Below are 23174 nucleotides of genomic sequence, written 5' to 3'. Positions count from 1 at the left end.
TCCAACCAGCCCCAAAACGTTCCCGCTCGTGGCTTCACCCAGAGAGAAATTTTTTGGAGGCGGCCGGCTGCTGCCGGCTTGGCGGCGAATGTGCCGTATTGCGTCGGTGTCTTGCTTACGGTTTCGCGCTGTTGGTCAAGGTCGGTCCCACCCGGCTGGCTTGCCGGTTTGTTCATGAGGACGTGCCCGGAGCCTAAATGGTTCATGCCTGGAAGGGAACGTGATATGTACTTCACCCCATAGAGGGATCGAACACCTATGCGACCGTGGACTAGTCTGTGTTTCGTACGAGGGTGGCGTTACAACGGCTCTACCAGGCCTCGGTACCCTCTTGACGGCGACCGAAGCCGCGCCCTTACCCACCAGGGCGCAACCTGAAATTCAGCGAGGAGCGAACCGCGTGACCGCCGAGACGTCCGTGCCGTCCACAGCGCTGCTGGCAGGAGCAGACCGGGACGGTTCCAACTACACCGCGCGGCACCTGCTCGTCCTCGAGGGCCTCGAGGCCGTGCGCAAGCGCCCGGGTATGTACATCGGGTCGACCGACAGCCGCGGTCTTATGCACTGCCTGTGGGAGATCATCGACAACTCCGTCGACGAGGCCCTCGGCGGCTACTGCGATCACATCGAGGTGATCCTGCACGACGACGGGTCCGTGGAGGTCCGCGACAACGGCCGGGGCATCCCGGTCGACGTCGAGCCCAAGACCGGCATGTCCGGCGTCGAGGTCGTGATGACCAAGCTGCACGCCGGCGGCAAGTTCGGCGGCGGCTCCTACGCCGCCTCCGGCGGTCTGCACGGCGTGGGCGCCTCCGTGGTGAACGCCCTGTCCGCGCGGCTGGACGTCGAGGTGGACCGCAGCGGTCACACCCACGCCATCAGCTTCCGGCGCGGTGTCCCCGGGGCCTTCGCCACCGACGGCCCCGACGCGAAGTTCGAGGCCAAGAGCGGCCTGCGCAAGACCAAGAAGATCCCCAAGACGCGCAACGGCACGCGCGTGCGGTACTGGGCCGACCGCCAGATCTTCCTCAAGGACGCCAAGCTCTCCCTGGAGAACCTCCACCAGCGCGCCCGCCAGACCGCGTTCCTGGTGCCCGGCCTGACCATCGTCGTCCGCGACGAATTCGGCCTCGGCGACGGCGGCAGCAAGGGCGAGGAGTCCTTCCGCTTCGACGGCGGGATCAGCGAGTTCTGCGAGTACCTGGCCACCGACAAGCCCGTCTGCGACGTCCTCCGCTTCACCGGTCAGGGCACCTTCAAGGAGACGGTCCCGGTCCTGGACGAGCACGGCCAGATGACGCCGACCCAGGTCACCCGCGAGCTCGTCGTCGACGTCGCCATGCGCTGGGGCACGGGCTACGACACGACCCTGAAGTCGTTCGTGAACATCATCGCCACCCCCAAGGGCGGCACCCACGTCGCGGGCTTCGAGACGGCCGTCGCCGCCACCATGAACGAGGTCCTGCGCACCAAGAAGATGCTGCGCGTCGCCGAGGACGACATCGTCAAGGACGACGCCCTGGAGGGCCTGACCGCGGTCGTCACCGTCCGGCTCGCCGAGCCGCAGTTCGAGGGCCAGACCAAGGAGGTCCTCGGCACCTCGGCGGCCCGGCGCATCGTGAACACGGTGATCGCCAAGGAGCTCAAGGCGTTCCTGACGTCCACCAAGCGGGACGCGGCGGCACAGGCGCGCGTGGTGCTCGAAAAGGCCGTCGCGGCGGCCCGTACGCGCATCGCCGCCCGCCAGCACAAGGACGCGCAGCGCCGCAAGACGGCCCTGGAGTCCTCGTCGCTCCCCGCCAAGCTCGCCGACTGCCGCAGCGACGACGTCGACCGCAGCGAGCTGTTCATCGTCGAGGGAGACTCCGCGCTCGGCACCGCCAAGCTCGCCCGGAACTCCGAGTTCCAGGCGCTGCTGCCGATCCGCGGCAAGATCCTCAACGTCCAGAAGTCGTCCGTGACCGACATGCTCAAGAACGCCGAGTGCGGCGCGATCATCCAGGTCATAGGAGCGGGGTCCGGCCGGACCTTCGACATCGACGCCGCCCGCTACGGCAAGATCATCATGATGACCGACGCCGACGTCGACGGCTCCCACATCCGGACGCTGCTGCTGACGCTGTTCCAGCGCTACATGCGGCCGATGATCGAGGCGGGCCGGGTGTTCGCGGCCGTGCCCCCGCTGCACCGGATCGAGCTCGTCCAGCCCAAGAAGGGGCAGGACAAGTACGTGTACACGTACTCGGACCGCGAGCTGCGTGACAAGCTCATGGAGTTCCAGAGCAAGGGTGTGCGCTACAAGGACACCATCCAGCGCTACAAGGGTCTGGGCGAGATGGACGCCGACCAGCTGGCCGAGACGACGATGGATCCGCGGCATCGGACGCTGCGGCGGATCAGTCTGACCGATCTGGAGGCCGCTGAGCGGGTCTTCGATCTGCTGATGGGCAACGACGTGGCGCCGCGCAAGGAGTTCATCTCCAGCTCGGCGGCGACGCTGGACCGGTCGCGTATCGACGCGTAGCGCTGCGCTCGGCTTGGGCCGGGGTTTCGGCCTCGGCTTCGCCTTCGGCTGTTTTTTGGGTTCCCACCCGCACCGCCCGTGCTGCTTTCGCCGGCGGGTGCGGGTGGCCCCTGTGGGGGTCGACCGTCGTCGGCGGGTGCAGGGAACATTTACCGACTTGCCTGGTCCTTCCGGTTTGAATCACCTGATGGGGTGAAGCGGGCGGAGAAGCCGGGTCGGCGATCTTTCCGTTCTGTCCATGCTTGGGCATGCACTCAAGCGATGGTCGTCCCCGCGAAGCCACAGGTGCGCGGTACGACGATCCCTGGTACGACGCCCTCGCCTCCGGATGGGGGGAGTCGGACGCTCCGGGCGCCCCCGAAGCCGCCCCGCCTCCCGCCGGTGATGTGTACCTGGAGGTGCAGCGCAGCGCCGCCTTCCGCGAAGTGCGCAGCCGCTACCGGCGGTTCGTGGTGCCGGCGGTCGTCGTGTTCCTCTCCTGGTACGTGGCGTACGTGGTGGCGGCCACGACCGCACCGGGGCTGATGGCCCGCCCCGTCATGGGCGCCGTGAACGTCGCGATGCTCGCCGGGCTCGGGCAGTTCCTCACGACCTTCCTGCTGACCTGGGCCTACGCCCGTCACGCGCGCCTGCGCCGGGACCGCGCGGCGCTCGAATTGCGCTGGGACACCCAGGAGTTGACGCGCGTCGCGAAGGGCGGTGCCGCGTGACGGTCGACCATCAGACGCTGTCGCTGCTGCTCTTCAGTGCGTTCGTCGCGATCACGCTCGGGATCACCACCTGGGTGAGCCGCAACCGGCGTGGCTCCGCCGAGGAGTTCTACGCGGGCGGCCGGCTCTTCACGCCCGCGGAGAATGGTTTTGCCATCGCCGGCGACTACATGTCCGCCGCCTCCTTCCTCGGCATCTCCGGCCTCATCGCCCTCTTCGGCTACGACGGGCTGCTGTACTCGGTGGGCTTCCTCGTGGCCTGGCTCGTCGTGCTGTTCCTCGTCGCCGAACTGGTGCGCAACTGCGGGCGGTTCACGCTCGCCGACGTGGTCGCCTCTCGGATGAGCGAGCGGCCCGTGCGGATCGCGGCGGGAACTTCCTCGGTCACCGTGTCCGTTCTGTATCTGGTGGCGCAGATGGTGGGCGCGGGCACGCTGGTCGCGCTGCTGCTCGGGGGCAAGGGCGAGGCGGCGCAGTCCTGGACCGTCATCGGCGTCGGCGCGCTCATGGTGATCTATGTGTCGTTGGGAGGGATGCGGGCCACCACCTGGATCCAGATCGTCAAATCGGTCCTGCTGCTCGGCGGCACCGTCGCGTTGACCGTGCTCGTCCTGCTGCGCTTCCACGGCGACTTCGACCAACTGCTGCTCACGGCGGCCGAACGCAGCGGCCACGGGGACGCGTTCCTCGCGCCCGGCCTGAAGTACGGCGGCGACTGGACCGCCCGCTTCGACTTCATCAGCCTCGGTCTCGCCCTCGTGCTGGGCACCGCCGGGCTGCCGCACATCCTGTCCCGCTTCTACACCGTGCCCACCGCCCGTGCGGCCCGGCGTTCGGTGGTCTGGGCGATCGGGCTCATCGGCGGCTTCTACCTGATGACGATCGTCCTCGGGTTCGGCGCGGCGGCGATCGTCGGCCCCGAGGCGGTACGCGGGTCGAACGCGGCCGGGAACACGGCCGTACCGCTCCTCGCCCTCGACCTCGGCGGCGGCGCGGACTCCACCGGTGGAACGGTTCTGTTCGCCGTGGTCGCCGCCATCGCCTTCGCCACGATCCTCGCCGTGGTCGCCGGCATCACACTCTCGTCATCGGCCTCCGTGGCCCACGACCTGTACGCCTCGCTACGCCGCCGGAACTCCAAGCCCCGCAGTGAGGTGGCCGTGGCCCGCGTTGCAGCCGTCGGCATCGGCGTGGTCGCGATCGGCCTCGGACTGCTGGCCCGCGACATGAACGTCGCGTTCCTCGTGGGCCTCGCCTTCGCCGTCGCCGCGTCCGCCAACCTTCCGGTGCTGCTGTACTCGCTGTTCTGGCGGGGCTTCACCACACGGGGAGCCGTCTGGTCCGTGTACGGAGGGCTCATCCCGGCCGTGGTCCTCGTGGTGCTGTCGCCGGTGGTGTCCGGCAGCCCCGAATCGCTGTTCCCCGCGGTCGACTTCCAGTACTTCCCCCTCCAGAACCCCGGCCTCGTCTCGATCCCCCTGGGCTTCGTCGCGGGCTGGCTCGGCACCGTCACCTCGGCGGAGGTCCCCGACGAGGCAAAGCACGCGGAGACCGAGGTGCGGGCGCTGACGGGGGCGGGGGCGGTCTAGAGCGGGCCGATGTTCCGTCGCCGTAGCCGTTGTACGGCTCTCTCCGTCGTCGTACGGCTGTCCCCGGCGCCCATGTATGGCCAAGCCCTCCGCGGCCTGGCCGGCCGGCGGCTGACGATTCGGCGGTCGGCGTCCGTATGAAGAGGTGGCACGGTTCCTTCCCCCGCCCCCACGGGCCGTGCCTCAGGCGCGGGTCGCCCACACGTAACGGTGTTCCGGGCGACCCGCGTCCCCGTACTTCAGGGTCAGACGGGCGCGGCCGGTGCGTTCCAGGAGCTTGAGATAGCGCTGGGCGGTCTGTCGGCTCACCCCGGTCCGTTCGGCGATCTCCTGGGCCGACAGGGGGCCTTCGGAGTTCATCAGGGCCTGCCGTACGAGTTCCGCGGTGGTGGGGGAGTGCCCCTTGGGCAGGTCGGGCTCCGTGGGGGCGGACAGGGCGCCGAAGATCTTGTCGACCTCGGCCTGTTCCGCCTCGCCGCCGCCGTCGAGGGTGCGGCGCAGCTCCGCGTACGCCTCCAGCTTGGCGCGCAGGCCGGCGAAGGCGAACGGCTTGACCAGGTACTGGAGCGCGCCCTGCCGCATCGCCGCCTGCACGGTCGTGATGTCCCGCGCCGCGGTCACCATGATCACGTCGGTCTGATGGCCGCGCCGGCGCATCTCCTGGACGACCGCGAGGCCCGTCTCGTCGGGCAGATAGTGATCCATGAGGACCAGGTCCAGCTGAGGCAGCTCCTCCACCCGGCGCAGCGCCTCGGCGGCGTTGTGCGCCTCGCCGGCGACGTGGAAGCCCGGCACCTTCTCGACGTAGGCCGCGTTGACGCGCGCGACGCGCGTGTCGTCGTCCACGACCAGGACCTCGATCATCGCGACTCCTCCTCGGCGACGGTGTGCGCATGTGGATCCGACGGCACGCTGAGAGCCGGCTCCAGGTCCGCCGCGGCCAGCGCCTCGGGCAGGACCACGGTGAACTCGGCGCCACCACCCGCCGCCTCGCCCACGCTCGCGCTGCCGCCCTGCCGTTCGGCGAGCCTGCGCACGAGGGGGAGCCCGATGCCGCGCTCGCGGTGGGCCGGGCGCTGCTTGGTGGACCATCCCTCGGTGAAGATCAACTCGCGTTGCTCCTCGGGGATTCCCGGTCCCGTGTCGCGCACCCTGAGCGTCGCGATACGGCCCTCGGCCTGCAATTCGACCTCCACGCGTGCGTGCGGCGTGCCCGCGGTGGCGTCCAGCGCGTTGTCCACCAGGTTGCCGACGATCGTGACGAGGCCCCTGGGGTCGATCAGCCGGTCCGGCAGCCCCGTGCGGTCCGCCAGGCTCAGCGCGACACCGCGCTCGGCCGCCACGGTCGCCTTGCCGACCAGCAGGGCGGCGAGCAGCGGGTCCTGGATCTTCTCGGCGACCTGCTCCGCGGTGGCCCGGTGGTCGCCGACGACCTCCCCGACGAACTCCACGGCGTCGTCGTACATCTCCAGCTCCAGCAGCCCGAGGACCGTGTGCATGCGGTTGGCGTGCTCGTGGTCCTGGGCGCGCAGAGCGTCGATCAGGCCACGCGTGGAGTCGAGCTCCCTGCCGAGCTGCTCCAGCTCGGTGCGGTCGCGCAGGGTGGCCACGGCGCCGCCGTCGTCGGTGGGCATGCGGTTGGCGACCAGGACGCGCTGGCCGCGGACCGTGAGCAGGTCGGTGCCGGTCACCCGGCCGGCGAGCACGTCGGCGGTACGGCCCTCGCCGAGCGCCTCGTCGAGGGACCGGCCGACGGCCTCGTCACCGATGCCGAGCAGGCGCCGCGCCTCGTCGTTGAGGAGGCGGATACGACCGCCGCGGTCCAGGGCGACGACACCCTCCCGGATGCCGTGCAGCATCGCCTCGCGTTCCGCGAGGAGTGCCGAGATGTCGGAGAAGGCCAGGTCACGGGTCTGCCGCTGGACCCGGCGGGAGATCAGCCAGGCGGCCAGCGCGCCGACCGCCAGGGCACCGCCGGCGTACGCGAACAGCCCCGGGATGGCGTGCAGCAGCCGGGCCCGCACGCTGTCGTAGGCGATGCCGACCGAGACCGCCCCGACGATCTTCCCGTCGCTGTCGCGCAGCGGGACCTTGCCGCGGGCGGTGCGGCCCAGGGTGCCGCTGTCGATCTGCATCACGTCGTGGCCGGCGAGGGCCTGGCCCGGGTCGGTCGAGACGAGCCTGCCGATCTCGCTGGGGGTGGGGTGCGACCAGCGCACCCCGCGTCGGTCCATCACGACGATGTACTCGGCCTTGGTGGCCGTACGAATCCGCTCGGCTTCCCGCTGCACCGGGCCGCCGGCCGTGGCGGGCGTGTCCGTCAGGTCCTCGGCGATCTGCGGCTGGGCGGCGGTCGTCTGCGCGATCGCCAGCGCGCGGCGCATCGCCTGGTCGTCGAGCTGGTCGCTGAGCGGGGCGAGGAAGAGTCCGGTCGCGAGCACCGCGACCCCCGCGGCGATCGCCACCTGCATCAGCAGCACCTGTGCGAACATCCGCCGGGGCAGATGCAGGCGCAGGCGACGGGCGGGGGGAGTGGGGCTCATATCCATGACGGTACGTGGGGGTGTGGGGAGGGCCGTAGGGGGATGTGGCGTGGATCTCCTGATCGGCGGGGGCGGGTGGGGCTGTGGGTGTGGGGAGGGGCGTGTGGGGTGGACTGCGGGGGGGGCGTGTGGCCCTTGCGGAGGTCGCGGTGTACCGGGTCGTGTGGGCCTGTGCGGACGTCAGGAGGGGCGGGCGGGGCGTCGGGGTCCGTGTGCCCCGTGCGGACGTCGGGAGGGGCGTACGGGGTCGCGTGGGGCCGTGGGCGGTTCCGGGCGGGCGTGCGGGTTGCGTGGCCCGCCGGGGGCGAGACGGGCGTGCGGGTCGGGCAGGGCGCCTCTGCACGCCCCCTTGGGCAGCGCCGCCGCCCTGCCCTGCGAGTCAGCTCGCCAGTGCCGTCGTAGTCCTCAGCTCGCGCAGCGCCACCACGTCCATGCGCGCCGGCGAGCCGAGCACCGACGTCCCGCAGCTCTCGGGGCGGGGCGGTGCGGAGGTGCCCTGGGCCACGCTCACTCGCCAGTGCCGGCCGTCCACGTGGGCGACGGTCACCTCCCACCGCGGGGCCGCGCCGTCGGTCCGTACGACGCTCAGTGCCTCGGCGGCGGCCTCGCCCGTGGCCCTGCGGACGGCCAGCTCGGCCGCCTGGCCGGGCCGTTCCCAGGCCGAGTTCCCGCGGCAGCCCTCGACGACGATCCGGCCCTCCTGGACGCTGTGCAGGACTTCCTTGACGGCATGGGCCTGCGCCCGGCCGTACGCGTAGCCGTACGGCAGCACGAGCAGCGTGGGGGAGAACCGGTGTCCGCCCAGGTGAGTGACCTCCCAGACCCCGTCCACCCCGGAGGCGGCAAGCTCCGCCGCGAGGGGGCGGCCCAGCAGGGCGCAGCAGCGGTCGCGCTTGCCGTTCGTGCAGACGAGCGCGAGGGGGTCGCCTGTGTGGGGCTGCCCCTGGAGAACCGAGTCGAAGGTGTGGTGGTCGCCCATGCCGAGGGCGGTGAAGTCCAGGTTGAGCAGGTGCTGGGGGTCGGTGATCGTGGCGCCGCGCAGCCATACGTTGCCGGGGACGGTGTGGGCGACGTAGACCTGGCGCTCGGCGGGCCCGCCGCAGTCCGCGTGGCGGCCGGGGCGGCGGATCAGCGCGATGCGTACGCCCGTGCCCTGCGCGGCGGCCTCCAGGGCGCGGCCCAGCGCGGGATCCAGGTGGCTCTGGGTGAGCGCCTTGGCACCCCACGGACCGGGCTGCTCCAGCAGCAGCCATGTCGTCGCGGTCGCCGCGGTCCCCGCGATCGGCTCGTCGAGGTCCTGCGAGACGGTTGAGCACGTACTCACAGAGGTGAGCCTAACCTGACTTGGCGTGGCGTGAGGGCTCAGGGGGCGCCGTGCTGCTCAAGGGGCATCAGACATGCGTGTGGCCTGGTGCCGTTCTGGCGCCAGGCCTCATCGGTGGAGATCGAGCAGCGACGGGGTACCGGCTGCTCGCCGGGTGGGTGGTGGCCCGGCTCGCTCAAGGGTGGCTTGCGACCGGGAAGTGGGACGGAACGGGTCCGGTTGGACGCGTGCTCGTGCGGGGCTGTCAGGCGTCGGGGATGTCTGCCTTGGCGCGGATGAGAGTCTCGCGGCTGACGATGACGATGCGCTCGTAGTCGGCGCGGGCGGCATCGGCGGGCAGTTCCGGGTCAAGCGCCTCGGTGGCCTCGGTGCCGATGACGGCGAAGTTGCCGTCACTGAGTTCGAACACGTCCGGGCAGGTCGCTCCTGAACTACTGCCTCGGGCGCTTGGAGGCACACCGATGCGGCGCACGATCTTCAAAGGTACCGGTCCTTACAACAACTGAGGCTAGAGGTGACGGGTGTAATGATGAGGAGCACAGTCTCATGATTCTCGGGGCCCTGAGGCTGGATCAACAAAACGTCACTCCGTAGTGTCCCGGCGTGCATGCATTTGAGGGACTAGGCGTTAGGTGACCCTGAGTCGGTGGGTGGGCTGCCGGCGCCCCGATGCCGGTTCGTCGGCCGCCGTCGTTCAAGTGTCCTTGTGAAGAGACCTCGCCCTGATGGGACTGAGTAGTGCATTGTGAAGCTTCGACTCACGCCCATGTCGGCGGAGGCGACCGGGAGTCCGCCCTCCTGTCGGCCATCACCCGACGGATCGCGAGGACGAAACTCCCGGCCTCGGTGGTGTGAGTCCCGGCTGATGAATCAGCTGGGACTCACCCTTTTCAGGACCACGGCCACCACTGATGGATCAACGCGGCCACGATCACCACATCGCACGTCACGGAAACCCTCTCCGAGGAGACGTGTGGTCGAAGGTGGTCCTTCCACCGGTCCTTGAGCCAGTTGATCAGCTTCAAGGCACCGGCTCCTCCCTGGCCCGAAGGCCCGAATGCGGGATGGCGACCCGCGCCGCTGAGGCAACGTCTGTGTCCTCACGTGAGGGACGCGGCCGTGAACCCCGGCGGATGGGGGAACCGTACTGGTGTCTCTCACGCTACTTGAGGCGGACAACCAAAAAGTTGCAGAGGCGTCCGGGGCTGGGGGGCCAAGTGGCCGACCTGGTTGCGTCCGTCAGTCCGTCGGCGGATTGCCGACGACCCACCACTCGTCCGTATCGGATTCGTCCAGGTCGCGGACGAGGCCGTCGACCATCTTCCCCAGCTGGGCTTCCACGGACGACTCGTCGAGGCTGGCTCGCATATGGCGCGACGCCTCCCAGTACTCGCGGAAGACGGCGCTCTGGAAGAACTCCCGCAGGCGTGTGTACAGCTCCTCTCGGTCCAGGAGTTCTGCCTGGTAGAGGTGGTAGAGGTGGACGTACCAGGCGTTGGCGTAAAGGAACTGACGGCGACTCTCCGCCGGGATGTTCTGGTCGTAGGTGTCGATCACCGCCGCGAGGGAGGGGTCGTCGATGGCCCTCGCCAGCAACTCCCAGTGCATACGCTGTTGATGGGCCAGAGCTGTTCGCCGGATCGCGAGTTCCTCGAGCTCGAGCTGTCGCTCGTGCAGGCGTGTCTTCTCGGATCGCCATTGACGCGCTGTCAGCGCCACCGTGGCGGTGGCTGCCAAGAGGGTGAGCGCGGTGGAACCCAGCCTCCGTGCGAAGCGTTTCTGTGTGGCCATGTCAACTACCCCCGATCAGGCGGCCGTCCGCCGGTCGTCGGGATGCGGGTCGACTGGAGGGGACCGGCGAGCGGTGGGCGGCGCTTGCCGTCTCCCAGAGTGCCGAGCGGCTCTGATCGGCGGGGAGGCGGAGAGGAGGCGCACAGAGGGATGCGAGGGTCGCACACTCCGGCGCCATGCCCAACGTCTGCCCGGCAAGTGCAGCTAACAATCGTTCACTTCGCGGAGATTCTTCCGGCTCGTATCCTGGGTCGGCATTCAGATCCTCGTATGTGCGCCGAGCCGCGAGCCGGTGCACCCGTCGGCGTGAGAAAGGTCGCACGTTGAGTCAGCAGAGCCCCGGCCCGCAGCAGATTCCGGTCGTCGTTCTCGCCGGATTCCTCGGTTCCGGCAAGACGACTCTGCTCAACCACCTCCTCCACCGCAGCGGAGGCACCCGCGTCGGGGCCATCGTCAATGACTTCGGCGCCATCGAGATCGACGCGATGGCGGTCGCCGGCGCGCTCGGCGACTCCACGGTGTCGCTCGGCAACGGCTGTCTGTGCTGCGCGGTCGACGCGAGCGAGCTGGACGTCTATCTGGAGCGGCTCGCCAGGCCGTCCACCGGCATCGACGTCATCGTCATCGAGGCCAGCGGGCTCGCCGAGCCCCAGGAACTCGTGCGCATGCTGCTCGCCAGCGAGCATCCCGGCATCGTGTACGGCGGGCTCGTCGAGGTCGTCGACGCAGCCGAGTTCGACGGCACGCGCGCCAAGCACCCCGAGATCGACCGGCATCTCGCCCTCGCCGACCTCGTCGTGGTCAACAAGCTCGACCGGGCGCCGGACGGCGGGCGTGTCCTCGGGCTGGTCCGTGAGCTGGCCGACCGGGCCGCCGTCGTCCCGGCCACCTACGGCCGTATCGACCCGGAGTTCCTCTTCGACTGCCGGCCCAGCGAGGAGCGCATCGGGCAGCTGTCCTTCGACGACCTGCACGAGCACACCGGCGACGGCGACGGCGATGACCACGACGGTCACCACGCTCACCTGCACACCGCCTACGACAGCCTGTCCTTCGTCTCCGAACAGCCCCTCGATCCGCGGCGGCTGATGGGGTTCCTGGACAGCAGGTCCGAGGGGCTGTACCGGATCAAGGGGTACGTCGACTTCGGGCCGCACGACGCCGTGAACCGCTATGCCGTGCACGCAGTCGGGCCGTTCCTGCGCTTCTACCCGGAACCGTGGGCCGGCGTCGATGTCGACGCCGGTACTCGCCTCACCCAGCTCGTCCTCATCGGATCCGGCATCGACTCCGATGCCCTGGCCAAGGACCTCGAGGGGTGCAAGAGCGACGCCCCACACGCAGCCGACGAGCACGGCATGTGGGGCGTTCTGCGCTATGTGCAGGACCCGGACGGGCAGGACCCGGACGCGCAAGACCCTGACGAGCAGGGCACGGATGAGCAGGGCCCGGACGGCCCGCCCGCCTAGACCGGACCCGCCACCACCGACACCGTCTTCGCCAGGGACACACCCGAGCCGTCACGGCGCGGGTCCATCTCCGGCAGCTCGGCCGGTGTGCCGTTCTTCTGCGCGGCCCGTGCCGGAATGGCGCCCGCCCAGGCCAGGGACAGGCAGTCCTCGCCCTTCAGGAACCGCTGGCAGCGCACACCGCCAGTGGCGCGGCCCTTGCGCGGGAACTGGTCGAACGGCGTCAGCTTGGCCGTCGTCTGGACGGAGTCGTCCAGCGTGCCCCGCGAGCCCGCGACCGTGAACACCACCGCGTCGACCGCCGGGTCCACCGCGGTGAAGGAGATGACCTTCGCTCCCTCGGTGAGCTTGATGCCCGCCATGCCACCGGCGGCGCGGCCCTGCGGGCGGACCTGCGCGGCCTGGTAGCGCAGCAGCTGGGCGTCGTCCGTGATGAAGACCAGGTCCTCCTCGCCGGTGCGCAGCTCGACCGCGCCGACGATCCGGTCGCCCTCCTTCAGCGTGATGACCTCCAACTCCTCCTTGTTCGAGGGGTAGTCGGGCACCACACGCTTCACGACGCCCTGTGCGGTGCCGAGCGCCAGGCCGGGCGACGACTCGTCGAGCGTGATCAGGCAGACCAGCGTCTCGCCGTCCTCCAGCGACACGAACTCCGCCAGCGGCACGCCGCCCGCGAGGTTCGGTCTCGACGCCGTCTCCGGCAGCTGCGGCAGGTCGATGACGTTGATCCGCAGCAGCCGGCCCGTGGACGTCACCGCGCCCACCTCGCCGCGGGCCGTGGCCGGCACCGCCGAGACGATCACGTCGTGCTTGGAGCGCCTCGCGTCGCCGTCCTCCGCGAACGGGTCGCCGTTCGCCGTACGGGCCAGCAGACCCGTCGAGGACAGCAGCACCCGGCACGGGTCGTCGGCCACCTGGAGCGGCACGGCGGAGACCGGGGTGCCCGCCGACTCCAGCAGGACCGTACGCCGCTCGGTGCCGAACTTCTTGGCCACCGCGGCCAGTTCGGCGGAGACCAGCTTGCGCAGCTCCGCGTCCGAGTCCAGGATCCGGGTCAGCTCGGCGATCTCCGCGTTCAGCCGCTCCTTCTCCGACTCCAGCTCGATGCGGTCGAACTTGGTGAGACGGCGCAGTGGCGTGTCGAGGATGTACTGGGTCTGGATCTCGGAGAGGGAGAAGCGCTCCATCAGGCGTTCCTTCGCCTGTGCGCTGTTCTCGCTGGAACGGATCAGCCGGATGACCTCGTCGATGTCGACGAGAGCCGTGAGCAGGCCCTCGACCAGGTGCAGCCGGTCGCGGCGCTTGCTGCGGCGGAACTCGCTTCGGCGCCGGACGACCTCGAAGCGGTGGTCGAGGTAGACCTCCAGGAGCTCCTTGAGGCCCAGGGTGAGGGGCTGGCCGTCGACCAGGGCGACGTTGTTGATGCCGAAGGACTCCTCCATCGGCGTCAGCTTGTACAGCTGCTCCAGGACCGCCTCCGGCACGAAGCCGTTCTTGATCTCGATGACCAGGCGCAGGCCGTGCTCGCGGTCGGTGAGGTCCTTGACGTCGGCGATGCCCTGGATCTTCTTGGAGCCGACCAGGTCCTTGATCTTGGCGATGACCTTCTCCGGGCCGACCGTGAAGGGCAGCTCGGTGACGACGAGGCCCTTGCGGCGGGCGGTCACCGTCTCGATCTCGACCGTGGCGCGGATCTTGAAGGTGCCGCGGCCCGTCTCGTAGGCGTCCCGGATGCCCGCCAGGCCGACGATGCGGCCGCCGGTGGGCAGGTCGGGGCCCGGGACGAGCTTCATCAGGGTTTCGAGATCCGCGTTCGGGTGGCGGATCAGATGGCGGGCGGCCCCGATGACCTCGCCGAGGTTGTGCGGCGGCATGTTCGTGGCCATGCCGACGGCGATGCCGGACGCGCCGTTGACCAGGAGGTTCGGGAAGGCGGCGGGCAGCGCCACCGGCTCCCGCTCCTGGCCGTCGTAGTTCGGGGTGAAGTCGACCGTGTCCTCGTCGATCGACTCGGTCATCAGGCTCGTGGCCTGCGCCTGACGGCACTCGGTGTACCGCATGGCGGCCGGCGGGTCGTCGTTGCCCAGCGAGCCGAAGTTGCCGTGGCCGTCGACCAGCGGGACGCGCATGGAGAAGGGCTGCGCCATGCGCACCAGGGCGTCGTAGATCGAGGCGTCGCCGTGCGGGTGCAACTTACCCATGACCTCGCCGATGACGCGGGCGCACTTCACATAGCCGCGTTCGGGGCGCAGGCCCATCTCGTTCATCTGGTAGACGATGCGGCGGTGCACCGGCTTGAGGCCGTCGCGGGCGTCGGGCAGGGCGCGGGAGTAGATGACCGAGTACGCGTACTCGAGGAAGGAGCCCTGCATCTCGTCGACGACGTCGATGTCGAGGATCTTCTCCTCGTACGTGTCGTCGGGCGGCGGGGTCTTCGTGCTACGGCGGGCCATCGCTGCCGGCTCCTTGCTGAAGCGTGGACGGATCTGACGCGGACCATTGTGGACCGCGGCACTGACAACCACCGACCAGGACCCGATGTTGGGCTCCGGCCCGGCGCGTGAGAAGTGTCGCCGACGGCGGGCCCCGACGGCGACCGACTACGCCATCGAGTACCGACGGGCCCGGACGAGGGAGCCCGCACGGACACTCCGACCTCGGTGGCAAGCTCACGCCCCACGAGCGTTCACTCGCCGGAGTGATCGCCCCCGCACACAGACGGCACATCCGACCCACACGCCACACGCGCGTCCCGAGGGAGCCGTTCTGACCGGGAACTTCGCCGAGCCTTCGCACGCTGCATACAGTGGCAGGAACTTATGCCGAACTGCTCGGCACAAGGCAGTGCACGCGACCGGAAGGACACCTTGCCCATGGGTCACACGGCCACACCGGAGGCACAATCCGGCGGCCTCACCGCGACGGAGCACCGCCTGGCCAACGGCCTGCGCGTGGTGCTCTCCGAGGACCACCTCACGCCGGTCGCCGCCGTCTGCCTCTGGTACGACGTCGGCTCCCGCCACGAGGTCAAGGGCCGTACCGGACTCGCCCACCTCTTCGAGCACCTGATGTTCCAGGGCTCGAACAGCGTCAAGGGCACGGGGCACTTCGAGCTCGTCCAGGGCGCCGGAGGCTCGCTGAACGGCACCACCAGCTTCGAGCGCACCAACTACTTCGAGACCATGCCCACCCACCAGCTGGAGCTCGCGCTGTGGCTGGAGGCCGACCGCATGGGCAGCCTCCTGACGGCGCTCGACGAGGTGAGCCTCGAGAACCAGCGCGACGTCGTCAAGAACGAGCGCCGCCAGCGATACGACAACGTCCCCTACGGCACGGCCTTCGAGAAGCTGACCGCGCTGTCGTACCCCGACGGACACCCGTACCACCACACGCCGATCGGTTCGATGGCCGACCTGGACGCGGCCAGCCTGGAGGACGCCCGCGCGTTCTTCCGCACCTACTACGCGCCCAACAACGCCGTTCTGTCCGTCGTCGGCGACATCGACCCGGAGCAGACGCTCGCCTGGGTCGAGAAGTACTTCGGCTCCATCCCGGGCCACGACGGCAAGCCCGCCCCCCGCGACGGCTCGCTGCCGGAGGTCATCGGCGAGCAGCTGCGCGAGGTCGTCGAGGAGAACGTCCCCGCGCGGGCGCTGATGGCCGCCTACCGCCTCCCGAACGACGGCACGCGCGAGTGCGACGCCGCCGACCTGGCGCTGACCGTCCTCGGCGGCGGCGAGTCCTCCCGCCTCTACAACCGCCTCGTGCGCCGCGACCGTACGGCTGTCGCGGCCGGCTTCGGCCTGCTGCGCCTGGCCGGCGCGCCCTCGCTGGGCTGGCTGGACGTGAAGACCTCCGGTGACGTCGAGGTGCCCGTCATCGAGTCGGCCGTCGACGAGGAGCTCGCCCGCTTCGCGCAGGAGGGCCCCACCGCCGAGGAGATGGAGCGCGCGCAGGCCCAGCTGGAGCGCGAGTGGCTGGACCGGCTCGGCACCGTCGCGGGCCGCGCCGACGAACTGTGCCGGTACGCCGTCCTGTTCGGCGACCCGCAGCTGGCGTTCACCGCCGTACAGCGCGTCCTCGAGGTCACCGCCGAGGAGGTCAAGGCCGTCGCCCAGGCCCGGCTGCGCCCCGACAACCGCGCGGTGCTCGTGTACGAGCCGGTCGCCGACGAGGCCGAGGAACTGGAAGCCGCCGCCACCGACGGGGCCGCCCCCGCCACGGACGAGAACGAGGAGTCGGCGCAGTGACCGAGCTCGCCAGCATGGAGTTCCACCCGCAGCCCGAGGCGGGCCAGGCCCGGCCCTGGGCGTTCCCGGCGCCCGAGCGCGGCAAGCTGGACAACGGCCTCACCGTCCTGCACTGCCACCGCCCAGGCCAGCAGGTCGTCGCCGTCGAGGTGCTCCTGGACACGCCCCTGGACGCCGAGCCGAAGGGCCTCGACGGCATCGCCACGATCATGGCGCGTGCCCTGTCCGAGGGCACCGACAAGCACACCGCCGAGGAGTTCGCCGCCGAGCTGGAGCGCTGCGGCGCCACGCTCGACGCCTACGCCGACCACCCCGGCGTCCGGGTCAGCCTGGAAGTGCCCGTCTCCCGCCTGACCAAGGCGCTCGGCCTGCTCGCCGACGCCCTGAGGGCGCCCGCGTTCGAGGACAGCGAGGTCGAGCGCCTGGTGCGCAACCGGCTCGACGAGATCCCGCACGAGCTGGCCAACCCCTCGCGCCGGGCCGCCAAGGAGCTCTCCAAGGAGCTGTTCCCGGCGACGGCGCGCATGTCCCGCCCGCGCCAGGGCACCGAGGAAACCGTCGAGGGCATCGACTCGGCTTCCGTACGCGCCTTCTACGAGCGGCACGTACGCCCTGCCACCTCCACCGTCGTGGTCGTCGGCGACCTCACCGGCGTCGACCTCGACGCCTTGCTCGGCGACACCCTGGGCGCCTGGACCGGCTCGCCGGGCGAGACGCGCGCGGTCCCGCCGGTCGTCGCGGACGACACCGGACGCGTCGTCATCGTCGACCGCCCCGGCGCCGTCCAGACGCAGCTGCTGATCGGCCGCATCGGCCCCGACCGGCACGACCGTGTGTGGCCCGCTCAGGTGCTCGGCACCTACTGCCTCGGCGGCACCCTCACCTCACGCCTGGACAAGGTCCTGCGCGAGGAGAAGGGCTACACCTACGGTGTGCGGGCCTTCGGTCAGGTCCTGCGCTCCGCCCCGGAGGGCACGGGCGCGGCGATGCTCGCCATCAGCGGCTCCGTCGACACCCCGAACACCGGTCCGGCCCTGGACGACCTCTGGAAGGTCCTGCGGGGTGTCGCGGCCGAGGGGCTCACCGACGCCGAGCGGGACTTCGCCGTGCAGAACCTCGTCGGGGTGGCGCCGCTGAAGTACGAGACCGCGGCGTCCGTGGCGAACACGCTGGCCGACCAGGTCGAGCAGCACCTGCCCGACGACTACCAGGCGACGCTGTACCAGCAGCTGGCCGCGACCGGCACGGTCGAGGCCACCGCGGCGGCCGTGAGTGCCTTCCCGGTGGACCGTCTGGTGACGATCCTCGTCGGCGACGCGGCCGAGATCCGGGAGCCCGTCGAGGCCCTCGGCATCGGCGAAGTCAAGGTCGTGGCGGCCGAGTAGAGGACGGGCTCGCGCCGTCCGGCGCCACGCGCGTGCAGAGGCCCTGGTGACCCTTGAGTCACCAGGGCCCCCTTATGCCCGAATTGAGGGAGAGGTTGCCTGTCTGGTCTGTGGGATGCGCTACAAAAGCCGCGATCCGTTTGGGGATTGAAAGACGCCGCGTTTAGCGTCTTCCGGGCTGTCCGTCAGGCAGTGCGCCGCGCCCGCGGCACCGGACAGCCATCGCCGAGTCCCCGTAAGGCGCGAGCCTGGGGAGCCGGGGACCCACCCGTAGTCCCTGGGGTGAATCGGACGCCCGCGCGAGTCGCGAGGGGGCCCGTAGGAGACCTTCCTGCTCCGAACCCGTCAGCTAACCCGGTAGGCGAGAGGGAAGGAAAGGACCAGCCACTTCATGGCGTTCACCTGCGCCACGGGGAAGAACCGCCCCACCGGGAAGCACCGTAGGCCCGGCCGGTTCGAGCGCACCACCGCCCGCGCGGCCGGAGTCGCCGCGCTCACCGCCACCGGAGTCGTCGGCACTCTGGCCGCCCCCGCGCTCGCCGCCGAGCCCGCCGCGGAGCAGACCGGCCTCATACCCGTCATCTCCGTCGAGAACTCCATCGCGGCCCAGATCGACGCCCAGGCCATCGCCCAGGAGCGGGCCGCCGCGGAGGCCGCCGCCGCGAAGAAGGCCGCTCAGGAGGCCGCCCGCGAGAAGGCGGCCGCGAAGGCGAAGGCGGAGCGTGAGGCCAAGGAACGCGCCGCCCGCGAGGCCGAGCGCAAGCGCCTGCTGTCGTACGTCTCCCCGATCGCCGGCTCGTACGTCTCCACCGGCTACAAGTCCGGCGGCGCCGTCTGGTCCTCCGGCAGCCACACCGGCGTCGACTTCCACGCCGCCAGCGGCACCTCCGTCCACGCGGTCGGCTCCGGCACCGTCGTCGAGGCCGGCTGGGGCGGGGCGTACGGCAACAACATCGTGATCAAGATGAACGACGGCACGTACACGCAGTACGGCCACCTGTCGTCCATCGGCGTCTCGGTCGGCCAGACCGTCACCCCCGGCCAGCAGATAGGCCTGTCCGGCGCCACCGGCAACGTCACCGGGCCGCACCTGCACTTCGAGGCCCGCACGACGCCGGAGTACGGCTCCGACATCGACCCCGTCGCCTATCTGCGCGGGCACGGCGTGAACGTCTGACGCCACCGCCGCGCACCCTCGAAGCCCCGGCTCCCCGAGCCGGGGCTTTCGTTGTTTCCGGACGTTACGCTGACCAAAAAATATCCATGGATTCCGGCTCGCCGTCGGAAATTCCGGCCGATTGCAATAGAGTCCTCGAGAACACGTCATTCGTCGACGTTTCACGGGGATTAAGGCGGAGGTCGGTCATGCGTATTCCGGCGCACTCGGTGTGCACGGCGATCCGGGACGACATCGTCGCCGGTGTCTACGAGCGCGGCAGCCGGCTCACCGAGGAACTGCTCGCCCGCCGCTACGGCGTCTCCCGTGTCCCCGTGCGCGAGGCCCTGCGCACCCTGGAGGCGGAGGGCTTCGTGGTGACCCGGCGCCACGCGGGCGCGTGCGTCGCCGAACCGACCGAGCAGGAGGCCGCCGACCTGCTGGAGATGCGCGGCCTGCTGGAACCCCTGGGCGCCTCCCGGGCCGCCCAGCGGCGCACCGAGGCCCATCTGAAGGTCCTGCGCGGCCTGGTCAGGCTGGGGCAGGAGCGGGCCAGGCGCGGGAACAGCGACGATCTGCGCTCCCTGGGCAGCTGGTTCCACGAGACGCTCGCCCAGTCCACCGGCAGCCCCGCCCTGACCTCGATACTGGCTCAGCTACGGCACAAGATCGCCTGGATGTACGCCGTGGAGGCGCCCGCCGATCCCGTGGAGTCCTGGACCGAGCACGGCGCGATCGTGGACGCGGTGGCGCGCGGCGACGGCGAACGCGCCCGCGCGATCACCGCCCTGCACACCGAGCGCTCCCTCGCCGCGCACCGTCTGAGGTTCGGCACGGGCGGCGAGCGCGCGGACCGTGTGAGGAATTCGCAACATCCCGTAAACATGCCGAGCCTGCGGCATTAACACAGGCGCCGTATACAAAGAGAAGATATTCGGCGGCGGGGAATTTTCGCTGCCCTTTTTCGGATGCGTCACCGCCGTGCGTTGAATTCCGTCGGCGCCTTCCCGAAAACAGCGAAGCCGCGCCCGCCGGAAAGGCGGACGCGGCTTCACCGTTCGATCGGGATACCCGCTCAGGTCATTCAGACCGTCTCGGGCAGCTCCTCGAGTCCCTCGGAGACGAGCTTTGCCAGACGGTCGAGGGCGGCGTCCGCACCCTCGGCGTCGGAGGCGAGGACGATCTCCTCGCCGCCCTGGGCGCCCAGGCCCAGGACGGCCAGCATGGAGGCCGCGTTGACGGGGTTGCCGTCAGCCTTGGCGATCGTCACCGGGATACCTGCGGCCGTGGCGGCCCGGACGAAGATGGAAGCGGGGCGGGCGTGAAGGCCCTCGGCCCAGCCGACGTTGACGCGGCGCTCAGCCATGTGATGCTGCCCTTCGGTGTTCAGGGTTGTCTAGACCAGTTTCCCGCACCCGTGAAGCAGGCCGGGAGGGACAAAACACCCTCCCGTGGTGACCGTGGGGTCGCGGCCTCGACCCCACGTGACTTCCTCCACAGACTGCCTCGCGCCGTTGTCGTACGCGAGCCGTAATCTGGGCCCCATGCAGAGCGCCTCGGACAGGCACGAGTACCCCGCCCACTGGGAAGCCGACGTGGTGCTGCGCGACGGCGGCACCGCGCGCATCCGCCCCATCACCGTTGATGACGCCGAGCGCCTGGTCAGCTTCTACGAGCAGGTGTCGGACGAGTCGAAGTACTACCGCTTCTTCGCGCCCTACCCGCGACTGTCCGCGAAGGACGTCCACCGCTTCACGCACCACGACTTTGTGGACCGGGTGGGACTCGCGGCCACGATCGGCGGCGAGTTCATCGCCACCGTACGCTACGACCGGATCGGCGCCGACGGAATGCCCGCGTCCGCACCGGCCGACGAGGCCGAGGTCGCCTTCCTCGTCCAGGACGCCCACCAGGGGCGCGGCGTCGCCTCCGCCCTCCTCGAACACATCGCCGCGGTCGCCCGCGAACGCGACATCCGCCGGTTCGCCGCCGAGGTGCTGCCCGCCAACACCAAGATGATCAAGGTGTTCACGGACGCCGGGTACACCCAGAAGCGCAGCTTCGAGGACGGCGTCGTCCGTCTGGAGTTCGACCTGGAGCCGACCGACCGCTCGCTCGCCGTGCAGTACGCGCGCGAGCAGCGCGCCGAGGCCCACTCCGTACGGCGGCTGCTGGTGCCCGGCTCCGTCGCCGTCATCGGCACCGGCCGCACCCCCGGCGGCGTCGGCCGCGGCGTACTCGGCAACATCAGGGACGCCGGGTTCACGGGCCGGCTGTACGCCGTGAACAAGGCGTTCCCCGAGGACCTCAAGGAACTCGACGGGGTGCCCGCGCACCGCTCCGTGCGGGACATCGAGGAGCAGGTCGACCTCGCGGTGGTCGCCGTGCCGGCCGAGTACGTCCCCGACGTGGTCACCGAGTGCGGCGAGCACGGCGTACAGGGCCTGGTCGTGCTGTCCGCCGGATACGCCGAGAGCGGGCCCGACGGACGCGAGCGCCAGCGCGAACTCGTCCGGCACGCGCGCACGTACGGCATGCGCATCATCGGCCCGAACGCCTTCGGGATCATCAACACCGCCGACGACGTACGGCTGAACGCCTCACTGGCCCCCGAGATGCCGAGGCCGGGCCGGATCGGCCTCTTCGCGCAGTCCGGCGCCATCGGGATCGCCCTGCTGTCCCGGCTGCACCGGCGCGGCGGCGGGGTCACCGGCGTCACCGGCATCTCGACCTTCGTCTCCTCCGGCAACCGCGCCGACGTCTCCGGCAACGACGTCCTCCAGTACTGGTACGACGACCCGGACACCGACGTCGTCCTCATGTACCTGGAGTCCATCGGCAACCCGCGCAAGTTCACCCGCCTCGCCCGGCGCACGGCGGCCGCGAAGCCGCTGGTCGTGGTGCAGGGCGCGCGGCACGGGGGAGCGGCGCCGCAGGGCCACACCGTGCGGGTCACCCGGCTCCCGCACACCACCGTCTCCGCGCTGCTGCGGCAGGCAGGCGTGATCCGCGTCGACACCATCACCGAGCTGGTGGACGCGGGACTGCTGCTCGCGCGCCAGCCCCTGCCGACCGGACCGCGGGTGGCGATCCTCGGGAACTCCGAGTCGCTGGGCCTGCTGACGTACGACGCCTGTCTGTCCGAGGGCCTGCGGCCGCTGCCGCCGCTGGACCTGACGACCGCGGCGTCGGCCGCCGACTTCCACGAGGCGCTCGCGCGCGCCCTCGCCGACGACACCTGCGACGCGGTCGTCGTCACCGCGATACCGGCGATCGGCGACGCGACGACCGGGGACGCCGAGCTGGCGCAGGCCCTGAGCTCGGCGGCCGAGCGGGTGCCGGGCAAGCCCGTCCTGGTGGTGCACGTGGAGCTCGGAGGGCTCGCGGAGGCCCTGTCCGCGGCGGCGAGCACCGCGCCCCGGGCCGGTACGACGGCGCCCCGCACCCCGGGCCGCGACCACCCCTTCCGCCCGCTGGACTTCCCGGCCGAACCACTGCCCGAACCGACGGACACCGACGGGACCACCCCTCGCCTCATCCCTGCCTACCCGGCCGCCGAGCGTGCCGTCCGCGCCCTCGGCGAAGCCGTGAAGTACGCCCAGTGGCGGCGCGACGCGGCCGAGCCCGGCAAGGTCCCCGAGTACGAGGACATCGACGAGAAGGGCGCCGCCCGGCTGATCGACGGCCTGCTCGCGCGCGGGCAGGGGCTCACGCTCGGCACGGACGAGACCTGCGACCTGCTCGGCAAGTACGGCATCGAGGTGCACCGCGCCCTGCACGCCCCCACCCCCGACGCGGCCGTCGACGCCGCCCGCACCCTCGGCTACCCCGTCGCCCTCAAGGCCACCGCCCCGCACCTGCGCCACCGTGCCGACCTCGGCGGCGTCCGGCTCGACCTCGCGGACGAGGAGCAACTGCGACGGGCGTACACCGAGTTGACCGAGCTGTTCGGCAGGCCGGAGGAGCTCAGGCCGGTCGTGCAGACCATGGCACCGCGCGGCGTCGACACCGTCGTACGGGCCGTGATCGACCCGGCGGCCGGCGCCGTGCTGTCCTTCGGGCTCGCCGGAGCCGCCTCCCAGTTGCTCGGCGACATGGCGCACCGGCTGATCCCGGTCACCGACCGCGACGCCACCTCGATCGTCCGGTCCATCCGCACGGCACCGCTCCTGTTCGGCTGGCGCGGCTCCACGCCCGTCGACACCCCCGCCCTGGAGGAGCTGCTGGTGCGGGTGTCGCGGCTCGTCGACGACCACCCGGAGGTGGTCGCGGTCACCCTGGAGCCGGTCGTGGTCGCCACGCACGGTCTGAGCGTGCTCGGCGCCTCCGTCCGCCTCGCCCTGCCGCCCGCCCGCGACGACCTCGGGCCGAGGACCCTGCCGACGTACTGAGACCGCCGCGAGCGGTGCCTCGCAGTCAGTGCACCCCCGTAG

At 70.7% G+C, this 23174-nt stretch carries 16 protein-coding genes and 1 riboswitch; of the genes, 9 read left to right on the top strand and 7 right to left on the bottom strand.

What is annotated here, in order from left to right:
* The first annotated feature begins 400 nt into the window (after positions 1-400).
* From CP983_RS11435 to CP983_RS11420, 3 genes are all read left to right on the top strand, one after another.
* Positions 401-2524 (top strand): DNA gyrase/topoisomerase IV subunit B, encoded by a 2124-nt coding sequence (locus CP983_RS11435; RefSeq protein WP_107907480.1) that lies wholly within the window; start codon positions 401-403, stop codon positions 2522-2524.
* A 248-nt stretch (positions 2525-2772) separates the two neighbouring features.
* Positions 2773-3234 (top strand): DUF485 domain-containing protein, encoded by a 462-nt coding sequence (locus CP983_RS11425; protein WP_150499527.1) that lies wholly within the window; start codon positions 2773-2775, stop codon positions 3232-3234.
* Complete coding sequence (locus CP983_RS11420; RefSeq protein WP_125528635.1) at positions 3231-4823, top strand: solute symporter family protein; 1593 nt, start codon at positions 3231-3233, stop codon at positions 4821-4823. The genes CP983_RS11425 and CP983_RS11420 overlap by 4 nt, the downstream gene beginning before the upstream one ends.
* Positions 4824-5006: 183 nt before the next feature.
* On the opposite strand, the gene CP983_RS11415 is transcribed toward CP983_RS11420, so the two are convergent.
* The 5 genes from CP983_RS11415 to CP983_RS11395 form a co-directional block, all read right to left on the bottom strand.
* On the bottom strand, positions 5007-5687 hold the full coding sequence (locus CP983_RS11415; protein WP_030945089.1) for a response regulator: 681 nt from the start codon (positions 5685-5687) through the stop codon (positions 5007-5009).
* The gene (locus CP983_RS11410) at positions 5684-7366 is read right to left on the bottom strand and encodes an ATP-binding protein (protein ID WP_167537685.1); all 1683 of its coding nucleotides are present in this window, start codon (positions 7364-7366) and stop codon (positions 5684-5686) included. The genes CP983_RS11415 and CP983_RS11410 overlap by 4 nt, the downstream gene beginning before the upstream one ends.
* A gap of 379 nt (positions 7367-7745) precedes the next feature.
* The gene (locus tag CP983_RS11405) at positions 7746-8690 is read right to left on the bottom strand and encodes a sucrase ferredoxin (protein ID WP_150499525.1); all 945 of its coding nucleotides are present in this window, start codon (positions 8688-8690) and stop codon (positions 7746-7748) included.
* 244 nt (positions 8691-8934) lie between these two features.
* Positions 8935-9171, bottom strand: a complete 237-nt coding sequence (locus CP983_RS11400) for a hypothetical protein (protein ID WP_128430880.1) — start codon at positions 9169-9171, stop codon at positions 8935-8937.
* A gap of 758 nt (positions 9172-9929) precedes the next feature.
* A complete protein-coding gene (locus tag CP983_RS11395) occupies positions 9930-10481 on the bottom strand; it encodes a DUF6082 family protein (RefSeq protein ID WP_150499524.1) in 552 nt (183 codons plus the stop codon).
* A gap of 323 nt (positions 10482-10804) precedes the next feature.
* On the opposite strand from CP983_RS11395, the gene CP983_RS11390 reads away from it, so the two are divergent.
* Positions 10805-11950, top strand: a complete 1146-nt coding sequence (locus CP983_RS11390; protein ID WP_229914693.1) for a CobW family GTP-binding protein — start codon at positions 10805-10807, stop codon at positions 11948-11950.
* Here CP983_RS11390 and CP983_RS11385 read toward each other — a convergent pair.
* Positions 11947-14403 (bottom strand): DNA gyrase/topoisomerase IV subunit A, encoded by a 2457-nt coding sequence (locus tag CP983_RS11385; RefSeq protein ID WP_150499522.1) that lies wholly within the window; start codon positions 14401-14403, stop codon positions 11947-11949. The two genes, CP983_RS11390 and CP983_RS11385, sit on opposite strands and share 4 nt — an antisense overlap.
* A 420-nt stretch (positions 14404-14823) precedes the next feature.
* Here CP983_RS11385 and CP983_RS11380 point away from each other — a divergent pair, with 420 nt between their 5' ends.
* The 4 genes from CP983_RS11380 (at position 14824) to CP983_RS11365 (ending at position 19646) form a co-directional block, all read left to right on the top strand.
* Positions 14824-16200: a M16 family metallopeptidase gene (locus CP983_RS11380; RefSeq protein ID WP_176575204.1), complete on the top strand. Its 1377-nt coding sequence runs from the start codon at positions 14824-14826 to the stop codon at positions 16198-16200.
* Positions 16197-17585 (top strand): M16 family metallopeptidase, encoded by a 1389-nt coding sequence (locus CP983_RS11375; RefSeq protein WP_150499520.1) that lies wholly within the window; start codon positions 16197-16199, stop codon positions 17583-17585. Before CP983_RS11380 ends, CP983_RS11375 begins: the two co-directional genes overlap by 4 nt.
* 213 nt (positions 17586-17798) lie before the next feature.
* A riboswitch (cyclic di-AMP (ydaO/yuaA leader) is annotated at positions 17799-17964 on the top strand.
* 12 nt (positions 17965-17976) lie between these two features.
* On the top strand, positions 17977-18762 hold the full coding sequence (locus tag CP983_RS11370; RefSeq protein WP_150499519.1) for a M23 family metallopeptidase: 786 nt from the start codon (positions 17977-17979) through the stop codon (positions 18760-18762).
* 188 nt (positions 18763-18950) lie between these two features.
* Positions 18951-19646 carry a GntR family transcriptional regulator gene (locus CP983_RS11365; protein WP_125528361.1) on the top strand — a complete coding sequence of 232 codons (696 nt, stop codon included), beginning with the start codon at positions 18951-18953 and terminating at the stop codon, positions 19644-19646.
* A 179-nt stretch (positions 19647-19825) separates the two neighbouring features.
* On the opposite strand, the gene CP983_RS11360 is transcribed toward CP983_RS11365, so the two are convergent.
* A complete protein-coding gene (locus CP983_RS11360; protein ID WP_016432192.1) occupies positions 19826-20107 on the bottom strand; it encodes an HPr family phosphocarrier protein in 282 nt (93 codons plus the stop codon).
* 178 nt (positions 20108-20285) lie between these two features.
* Here CP983_RS11360 and CP983_RS11350 point away from each other — a divergent pair, with 178 nt between their 5' ends.
* The gene (locus CP983_RS11350; RefSeq protein WP_150499518.1) at positions 20286-23132 is read left to right on the top strand and encodes a bifunctional acetate--CoA ligase family protein/GNAT family N-acetyltransferase; all 2847 of its coding nucleotides are present in this window, start codon (positions 20286-20288) and stop codon (positions 23130-23132) included.
* Positions 23133-23174: the final 42 nt, after the last annotated feature.

The sequence above is a fragment of the Streptomyces chartreusis genome, assembly GCF_008704715.1.
GTDB lineage: Bacteria > Actinomycetota > Actinomycetes > Streptomycetales > Streptomycetaceae > Streptomyces > Streptomyces chartreusis.
This window is presented reverse-complemented; position numbering and strand designations above follow the sequence as displayed.

What these genes read in the sequence shown, in the direction of transcription:
- CP983_RS11425 (WP_150499527.1), top strand. Translation starts at nt 2,773, where the DNA reads ATGCACTCAAGCGATGGTCGTCCCCGCGAAGCCACAGGTGCGCGGTAC.
- CP983_RS11415 (WP_030945089.1), bottom strand. Translation starts at nt 5,687, where the DNA reads ATGATCGAGGTCCTGGTCGTGGACGACGACACGCGCGTCGCGCGCGTC.
- CP983_RS11410 (WP_167537685.1), bottom strand. Translation starts at nt 7,366, where the DNA reads ATGAGCCCCACTCCCCCCGCCCGTCGCCTGCGCCTGCATCTGCCCCGG.
- CP983_RS11395 (WP_150499524.1), bottom strand. Translation starts at nt 10,481, where the DNA reads ATGGCCACACAGAAACGCTTCGCACGGAGGCTGGGTTCCACCGCGCTC.
- CP983_RS11385 (WP_150499522.1), bottom strand. Translation starts at nt 14,403, where the DNA reads ATGGCCCGCCGTAGCACGAAGACCCCGCCGCCCGACGACACGTACGAG.
- CP983_RS11380 (WP_176575204.1), top strand. Translation starts at nt 14,824, where the DNA reads ATGGGTCACACGGCCACACCGGAGGCACAATCCGGCGGCCTCACCGCG.
- CP983_RS11370 (WP_150499519.1), top strand. Translation starts at nt 17,977, where the DNA reads ATGGCGTTCACCTGCGCCACGGGGAAGAACCGCCCCACCGGGAAGCAC.
- CP983_RS11365 (WP_125528361.1), top strand. Translation starts at nt 18,951, where the DNA reads ATGCGTATTCCGGCGCACTCGGTGTGCACGGCGATCCGGGACGACATC.
- CP983_RS11360 (WP_016432192.1), bottom strand. Translation starts at nt 20,107, where the DNA reads ATGGCTGAGCGCCGCGTCAACGTCGGCTGGGCCGAGGGCCTTCACGCC.
- CP983_RS11350 (WP_150499518.1), top strand. Translation starts at nt 20,286, where the DNA reads ATGCAGAGCGCCTCGGACAGGCACGAGTACCCCGCCCACTGGGAAGCC.